Source organism: Novosphingobium sp. fls2-241-R2A-195, from assembly GCF_030209485.1.
Classification (GTDB): Bacteria; Pseudomonadota; Alphaproteobacteria; order Sphingomonadales; family Sphingomonadaceae; genus Novosphingobium; species Novosphingobium resinovorum.
This window is the reverse complement of the sequence record NZ_JARVRY010000049.1, coordinates 1-7301: the sequence shown is the minus strand read 5'-3', so window position 1 is coordinate 7301 and position 7301 is coordinate 1. Positions and strand designations below refer to the sequence as shown.

Annotated in this window: 6 protein-coding genes and 5 pseudogenes; 5 read left to right on the top strand and 6 right to left on the bottom strand. The window is 58.1% G+C overall.

The genetic code is table 11. The features are described from left to right. Nucleotides 1-344, bottom strand: a pseudogene (locus QRN25_RS25865) (transposase); the annotation flags it as partial. An 89-nt stretch (nt 345-433) separates the two neighbouring features. Between QRN25_RS25865 and QRN25_RS25860 the strand changes: the two are divergent. Further along, nucleotides 434-586: pseudogene (locus tag QRN25_RS25860) on the top strand (transposase domain-containing protein); the annotation flags it as partial. Nucleotides 587-623: 37 nt separating this feature from the next. Here QRN25_RS25860 and QRN25_RS25855 read toward each other — a convergent pair. After that, nucleotides 624-1727 (bottom strand): acyltransferase family protein, encoded by a 1104-nt coding sequence (locus QRN25_RS25855; protein WP_285022396.1) that lies wholly within the window; start codon nt 1725-1727, stop codon nt 624-626. A 391-nt stretch (nt 1728-2118) separates the two neighbouring features. Between QRN25_RS25855 and QRN25_RS25850 the strand changes: the two genes are divergently transcribed. Then, entirely contained in the window at nt 2119-2751 is a 633-nt protein-coding gene (locus QRN25_RS25850; RefSeq protein WP_285022394.1) for a polysaccharide biosynthesis/export family protein, read from the top strand. 61 nt (nt 2752-2812) lie between these two features. Next, the gene (locus tag QRN25_RS26420) at nt 2813-3010 is read left to right on the top strand and encodes an NAD-dependent epimerase/dehydratase family protein (RefSeq protein WP_350224272.1); all 198 of its coding nucleotides are present in this window, start codon (nt 2813-2815) and stop codon (nt 3008-3010) included. A 464-nt stretch (nt 3011-3474) separates the two neighbouring features. Here the strand turns inward: QRN25_RS26420 and QRN25_RS25845 are convergent, their stop codons facing one another. Both QRN25_RS25845 and QRN25_RS25840 read right to left on the bottom strand, forming a co-directional pair. Then, the gene (locus QRN25_RS25845; protein WP_285022393.1) at nt 3475-3876 is read right to left on the bottom strand and encodes a hypothetical protein; all 402 of its coding nucleotides are present in this window, start codon (nt 3874-3876) and stop codon (nt 3475-3477) included. 10 nt (nt 3877-3886) lie between these two features. Next, nucleotides 3887-5059: an integrase catalytic domain-containing protein gene (locus QRN25_RS25840; RefSeq protein ID WP_285022392.1), complete on the bottom strand. Its 1173-nt coding sequence runs from the start codon at nt 5057-5059 to the stop codon at nt 3887-3889. A 172-nt stretch (nt 5060-5231) separates the two neighbouring features. On the opposite strand from QRN25_RS25840, the pseudogene QRN25_RS25835 reads away from it, so the two are divergent. After that, nucleotides 5232-5552, top strand: a pseudogene (locus tag QRN25_RS25835) (helix-turn-helix domain-containing protein); the annotation flags it as partial. Here the strand turns inward: QRN25_RS25835 and QRN25_RS25830 are convergent. Next, nucleotides 5551-5676: pseudogene (locus tag QRN25_RS25830) on the bottom strand (transposase); the annotation flags it as partial. The pseudogenes QRN25_RS25835 and QRN25_RS25830 overlap by 2 nt on opposite strands. A 285-nt stretch (nt 5677-5961) precedes the next feature. Between QRN25_RS25830 and gmd the strand changes: the two are divergent. Continuing rightward, nucleotides 5962-7083, top strand: coding sequence for a GDP-mannose 4,6-dehydratase (gmd, locus tag QRN25_RS25825; protein ID WP_285022391.1), 1122 nt, complete (start codon nt 5962-5964; stop codon nt 7081-7083). A gap of 107 nt (nt 7084-7190) precedes the next feature. On the opposite strand, the pseudogene QRN25_RS25820 reads toward gmd, so the two are convergent. Next, nucleotides 7191-7301 (bottom strand): annotated as a pseudogene (locus QRN25_RS25820) (IS630 family transposase); the annotation flags it as partial.

The following is a 7301-nucleotide window of genomic DNA, read 5'->3' as shown; positions in this document are numbered from 1 at the left end:
ATGGTCGAGCGCATGATGCGTGATCGGCGCCATCCCGAGCAGGGTTATCGCTCGGTGCGGTTCACCTTGCCGAGCGCGCCTTCCAAAAAATCATTCGCCAACGTCAACTCGCCTATCTTGGCATGCAGCGTCTTCACGTCGACGGCGGGCTCGTCCGAGGACTTCTCCGACCCGAATACGCCGGCCGCTCCTTCGAGCAACTGCGTGCGCCACGTCGTGATCTGGTTGGGATGCAAGTCATAGTCCTGCGCCAGCTCTGCCAGCGTCTTCTCGCCCTTGATCGCGGCAAGTGCTACCTTCGCCTTGAATGCCGGGCTATGGTTGCGCCGGGGTCGTCTGCTCATTCTCTGCTCCTGTCTCGCAGCCTTCCTGGCTGCTCTCAGGCAGAAAATCCAATTATCTCAATGCGCAGATTCCCCAGGCCACCTCTATCGATCCGCTCGCATGGTTCACTGACGTCCTCGCCCGGATCGCCGACATACCCCAGGGCCGCCTCAACGAACTCCTGCCATGGAACCGGAGGATCGCTCAGCAGCAGCACGCCGAGGAACTTCCCGCCTTAACCATCGTCAACGTGGCGACCTAATTACGGGGGCGCTGCGGCGGCTATCGCATGCGTAACCTCAAACTGACGGCCTCGGCCCGATCCATGCGGCACGCCAACTCGCCCAGTCCCGAGGAAGTACCATAGCCCGCAGCCTCGGCATTCGTTCGAGCATCATGGCACCTACCAAACAGCAGCCAATAGAAACGAAAACGATGAAAAAGCCAGCGGAAGCCTGCCACGCCTTCCCTAACGAGGACAGGCGGGCGCCTACGATCATCGTCAGCGGGGCTTGAATAAAAGGGTGGCCTAGAAATATGACGATCGAGTATTCACCACAAACGCGCAATATGGACTGCCCTGGAAGGTAACGCACTACGGTCGAGACGAGCAGAGCCATAGCCGGAACAGCAGCCGCCGTTAGCAACACGTTAGGTACATCAATTCCCAACTCGTACAACGAAACGTTGATCCGCTCCCCGGAATAGATAGCATGGATTTGCGCGATTACGATGACAGCACTCAACAAAATTGCTAACTTACGATAAAACCCAGACAGGCCGTCGACGACCCGCCACGCAAGTGCCAACGGCACAAAATAGATGGCCAACAGGAGACCCATCGGCATGAATAGTGCCCATGTGTCGGACGGAACCACTGCAACTATCAGCGCAAGCACGGCGAGAAAGATGTCGGCAAATTTTCGAAGCGCGTGATTACGCATATCGATGCGCGCACGCAGTACTAAGATGGCGCTGAAACTCGCGAAGGTTGGGAGAAACCAGAACAGCGATAGCCCGGTCGCCTGCTCGCAGGTCGCGGCGAAGCCGTTCCAGATCGCAAGAGGCAAAAGGTTTGTCTGCACGTTGCCCGTGCCCAGAAGTAAGGCAATCCCTGCAGCCATACCGCAGAAGATCGTATATGGAACCAAGTATCGGACCATAAGATCCGTTATCCGGCGCTTAGCAAAATACGCGGTACTCCGCCGACCCGCGGCTTCCAGAAAAAAGCCTTGCACATGCCAGAAATACAGGAGCGGAAAAAGGAGCGGCCATGCGCCAACGATCAGTCGGTTGTGACCAACCACGATCGCGCAAATGAGCAAGCCTCGATACGCCGCTGAGACATTCTGACCCGCCGCGCCAGTTTCCAGCGAAAAAGACCTTCGCTCCGCTTTTAGCACTCAAAACCTCCTGCGATGTCGGATTATGCGCCCTCCGAGCGATGGCTGCCGCGCTTTGCCGTCTGCAACTCCATTGATGATGCATTGCGAATGCGAACGTCAATGCCAATGACTGACTCAATTGGACAACCTAGCACACTAAAGGTAGGTGGAAGCCGAACCGTGTTTCCGTTCAGCCGGATTTCGCATTTGCAGCGCAACTCGGGGCTTGCTTTTCTAAGAGCGGAAATGGCAATCCGTCTTCTGTCCGCGGCTGATATGGGCGACATGCGCACGCTGACGGAATATGCAGCTTAGGAGAAGACTACCAGTGCTAGCTCGCCACCCGCGCTCTTACGTCGCGATCGTCCTTGCTTGCGCCACGACGGTGTCCGCCTGCTCGACAACGACCATGCCCGCCAACCTTCCTTCGGGGCCTGAAGCTTACTCCGTAATCGCCGCAGAGCCCATTCCGGCTCCGACAGTCTACCAGATCGCACCAACGGATGTGCTCGCGCTCAAGGTGTTCGGAGAACCGGAAGTTTCGATCGAGCAGTTGCGCGTCGATGATGCCGGCAACGTCCAGGTGCCACTGATTGGGCAACTTCAAGCAGCGGGACACACCGTCGTCGAACTTCGAGACGAGATTACGACGCGCCTGCAAAGACGTTATTTGCGGAATCCGCAGGTCAACGTTCTGGTATCCGAGGCAGCCAAGCGCTATGTTTCAGTTGAAGGCGAGGTCAAAAAGCCTGGCGTGTATGAAATAGATACCAACTTTACGCTTCTATCCGCGATTGCACGCGCAGAAAGTCCGACACAGACGGCTAGATTGTCTGAAGTCATAATTTTTCGGACTATTGACGGCAAAAGGATGGCCGGCCGCTTCAACTTGAAAGATATTCGCGGAGGTGCGGCCCCTGACCCACAGATCATGAATGGTGATGTCGTTATGGTCGGGTATTCTACGAGTAGAGGTGTTTGGCAAGATTTGTTGAAGGCGGCTCCGGCCTTCAACGCGTTTGCCTACATTTTGACGCGTTGACGCTCCTGAAACTGGTGGTTGTCCTAAAATAGTGACTGCCGGACAGCGCTTGGATTACGGAATGATCATGGTAGACAGAACCCCCGTTCGGGTCACCGGGGGAGTTGGCTACATCGGCAGCCATGTTGTCCGTGCGCGCAAGGACGCGGGCTGCCCGGTCATTGGCCTAGATAATCTTGCCAATGGCTTTCGCTTTGCGGTGCCGGGCCGCGCTCCTGTTGCAAGGATACCTTGGAGGACATTCGTTTTCTTGCGCTGATTGCCGCGGAGAAGGGCATGGGTTAGGGAGGCGGAGCCATCATGCGTTTCGCGGAGTCGGTCGTTATTCCAGAGCCCGTCGGTAATTCTCGCAAATACTAATGCGACTGCTCTGCAAAGAGTAGAGCGTTGATCTGTGCAGCAGTGGACATGCGCGTTCCCCAATTTATCCTCGATGCGACTGCCGCGACTTACGGAACGCCGGAAGTATCGCCGGCTGAAGAGGATAGCGCAAAAAACCGTCAATCCGGACAGAAAGCCCAAATGGATGACGGAGAGTATGCGGTTGGATTTCAGCCGCGCGCCTCGATGTATCCAGACCAATAAAACGTTCGCTAAGTTGCTCCATGGTTAGCCCTTGCTTAAGCTTGGGGCTAGGCACTGGCCTACCCAGAGCAATCCCCGTTTTCAGCTTACCCTAGCGCCGTTGTCAGACGAAATGAGAGACTGACCCCCCGTGTTGCCTCACCGAAGATTGTTACCGAGTTGAGCGACTGCAAGATGCGCCACATCACCACCCGCCGCGGCGGGTGGTGATGTGGCGAGGCTCTTCATCCAGTCCCCGCCAAGGATGATCTGTCCGGTTATTTCTGCACGCCATACCTTCACTGCCTTTTGCACCGTCCTCGCGCTTTTCAGCGTGAAGCGCGATGGATCCGCGTTCATGAGCCGCTCCAACACCGCAGCTGCCGAGATTGCCGGATCAGCCTCGAGCCAGACGCGGATTTGAGCCTCGAACGGATCGAGCATGTGCCCCCTTTTCGGGTAGGGCTTGGTCCGCCGGTAGGGGCGTCGATGTGTCGCGCGCTTCTCACCTGCCTGCCAGGCGGTTTCCAGATTTGCGGCGAAGCGCTGCAGGTCGATCACGGCCGGCTCCTCAAGCTTGGCATTCAGCCCTCTGCGATCGACGCGCTTTCCCAGATCGTCCTGGACCCGCCAGGATTGCGGCGAACAACATCACGGGATCCTCTGAATCCAGCACCCGGCTCAGCCGCTCCTTGTCGGCCATGGCGACATTGGGATGCGCCAGCACGCGCGCGGCCGGCGGAACCGGCGGATGATATCGCTTGATGACACGCGCGCCGATCCGGGTCTTCTCCCGCAGCTTGAACGAAGGCTGGAACAGATTGCCGTGTAACCGTACCACGTCGTAAAGACGCGCCAACGACGCCGTTGCTTCCGCGCCCACGAACCTGCCGTAACCCACCAGGCGCCGCACGATCGCGCCGTTTTTCTGCTCAACCCATGCCTGATCGTTCTTGCGGTATGCCCGGGACCTCGTCACTTCCAGGCCCTCACTGCGGCACCAGCATACCACCAACTCGTTCATGAACGCGCTGTCTTTGTCGAAGTCGACGCCCAGAAGCGGGAACGGAAAGAGCTGCTGCGCTTGCCGGATCGCTCCAACTACAAGGCTGCTGTCGCGACTGCGGACCGGCACGCATTCGGTCCAGCCCGTGGCGATGTCGGTCAACACCATCGTTTGCACGAAGCTGCCGGATGACGAGGTGCCGGAATGGGCAACGAAGTCGACCTCGACAAAACCCGGCAGAGGATCGTCCCAATCCCCAAAGGTGCGGACCGGGACCGAACGCCGCACCGCGGAACTCATACCGGCTCGGCGGCGCTGTCCGCCGCGCGCTACCACACGCACCTCCGACAGTAGCCGGTCCATCGTCGCCGCGCTGACCGTGAGCAACTTGTCGCGTAGCTCGGCGCCGACGTCAAGCCGGCCATGCCGCTCGAGCGCTGGTAGCAGCACCGGGATCAGCGGCTTCAGGCGCTTCGAGCAGAGGCGATCGGATGCCTCCCACAGCACCACCAGCGCCTGCCGGACAACGGCACCGTACCAAATCGCCTGTCGGCGATTGCGAGGCGGCTTCGTCTCCCGGCGACCCAGCACTCGGATCGCGTGCTTGCGATGATAACCGGTAGCCGCGACGAACTCGTCCAGGATCTGCCGTTTGTTCGACCGGGAGCATGACCGATACCGTTCGATGATCGCTCCAATCAACTCCGATCGTGTCGCCCTGCTGATCCGCCCGACCATCCGACTTCCCCGAATCCAGACGATAGAACAGTCTCCATCTCCGTCGGGACGCCGATCCTACCGGTAACATTCTGCTCAAGGCAATGCGCCCCTTCGGCTGAAGAGGGAAAGACAGATGACAAAAGGGATTTCAGAGTTTCCTGCACAGACGTTGGCTGTGCAGGGAGAAGATATGCTTCAACCCGACGAGGTGGCAGCGATGGTGCGGCTGCATGAGCTTGGATGGGGAGCGAAGCGGCTCGCAAAGGAGTTTGGTTGTGCCCGTAACACGGTGCGCCGCTATCTGCGTGCGGGCGGCACGGCGCCGTTCGGGAAGCCTCAGCGTAAAACGGCGTTCGATGGGCTCGACGATTGGCTCCGGGAGCGCTTCTTCCGGCATGGCGGTAACGCCGATGTCATACGGTAGGAACTGGCTAGTGAGCATAGGATCGTAATCGGCCTGCGCTCGGTAGAGCTTCGGGTTCAGCGCTGGCGGCGCGAGTTGAGGGCGCAGGACGCCCAACATGTGACGCGGGTGGCAGCAGCGGTTCCAGAACCGCCCACTCGGCATCGGTCATATCACTTGGAAAAGCCAGCCCGCTTCGCGCATGAAGGGCGCGAGTGGTATCGTTCAACATCGTTGAATCCACGGTAGTTTTTGGCGAACCCCTGAATCGACGACAGGTCAAGCCGTCAAGCTAACCTGCTGATACCACTCAACTTAATTTCCGATCTAACACTAAGAAATTACAAGCGCCGTTGCTCTTCAGCGCCAGAGAGCACCGTTTCGTCTTATAGATATGTTGATAGTCGAAAATTTGGAAAACAATTAGGCCAACCGGATGTTAAGCACCGTTTTGCGTTGCAGCATTTGCGCATCCGGATTATCTCCTTTGGGAGAGTGAGATAGGAATGCGGCGCAGATGACCAAGACGGCATTAATTACGGGTGTGACGGGCCAGGATGGATCGTACCTCGCGGAGTTCCTCCTTGAAAAGGGATACGAAGTTCACGGCATCAAGCGCCGCGCTTCCCTTTTCAACACCGCCCGCGTAGACCATATTTACGAAGATCGCCATCAGCACGGGGCCCGTTTCAAGCTCCATTATGGTGATTTAAGTGACACTTCGAACCTGACCCGGCTTATCCGCGACATCGAACCTGATGAAGTTTACAACCTGGGCGCGCAGAGCCACGTCGCTGTCAGCTTCGAGGCACCAGAATATACCGCCGACGTCGATGGGATCGGCACGCTGCGACTGCTCGAGGCAATCCGGTTCCTTGGCCTGGAAAAAAAGACCCGTTTCTACCAGGCTTCGACCTCAGAACTCTACGGCTTGGTCCAAGAAATCCCGCAACGCGAGACCACCCCGTTCTACCCTCGCTCGCCTTACGCGGTGGCGAAGCTGTACGCCTATTGGATCACGGTGAACTATCGTGAAGCCTATGGCATGTATGCCTGCAATGGCGTGCTCTTCAATCACGAATCCCCTCGCCGCGGTGAGACGTTCGTGACGCGAAAGATCACGCGTGGCCTCGCCAACATAGCGCTCGGCCTCGAGCCGTGCCTGTACATGGGCAACATCGACTCGCTGCGCGACTGGGGCCACGCGAAGGACTACGTCCGCATGCAGTGGATGATGCTGCAGCAGGAAGAAGCGCGAGACTTCGTCATCGCCACGGGCGTTCAATATTCGGTGCGTCAGTTCATTGCCTGGGCCGCCAAGGAACTGGGGCTGACTCTCGAGTTTTCCGGCGAAGGCGTCGATGAAATCGCAACCGTAGCGGCCATCGAGGGTAATCTCGCACCGGCTCTGGACGTTGGTGACGTGATCATGCGCATCGACCCGCGCTACTTCCGCCCCGCTGAAGTCGATACCCTGCTGGGCGATCCGGCCAAAGCCAAGGAACTGCTCGGCTGGACGCCGGAAATCACAGTGCAGGAAATGTGCGCGGAAATGGTCGCGGAAGATCACAAGGCTGCACGTCGCCACGCCCTGCTCAAGGAGCATGGTCTCGAAATTGCCGTCAGCGTTGAAGGTTGATCGAAACTTTGCAGACTAAATAAGACGTGAGGGCGGCGGCGAGTAAATCGCTCGCCGCCCTCATATTTTTTGGCGAACGTGCATCAACTAATACCAAGGTGCATTGATCAGAACCCATGGGCCCATTGGCGCAGTCCGAGTGACATGATGCGCCAGGGCTGCGCGACGAGCTTGTTCCAGGCGAAGCAGCAGTGGTCGACGATGTCATCGTAGGATTG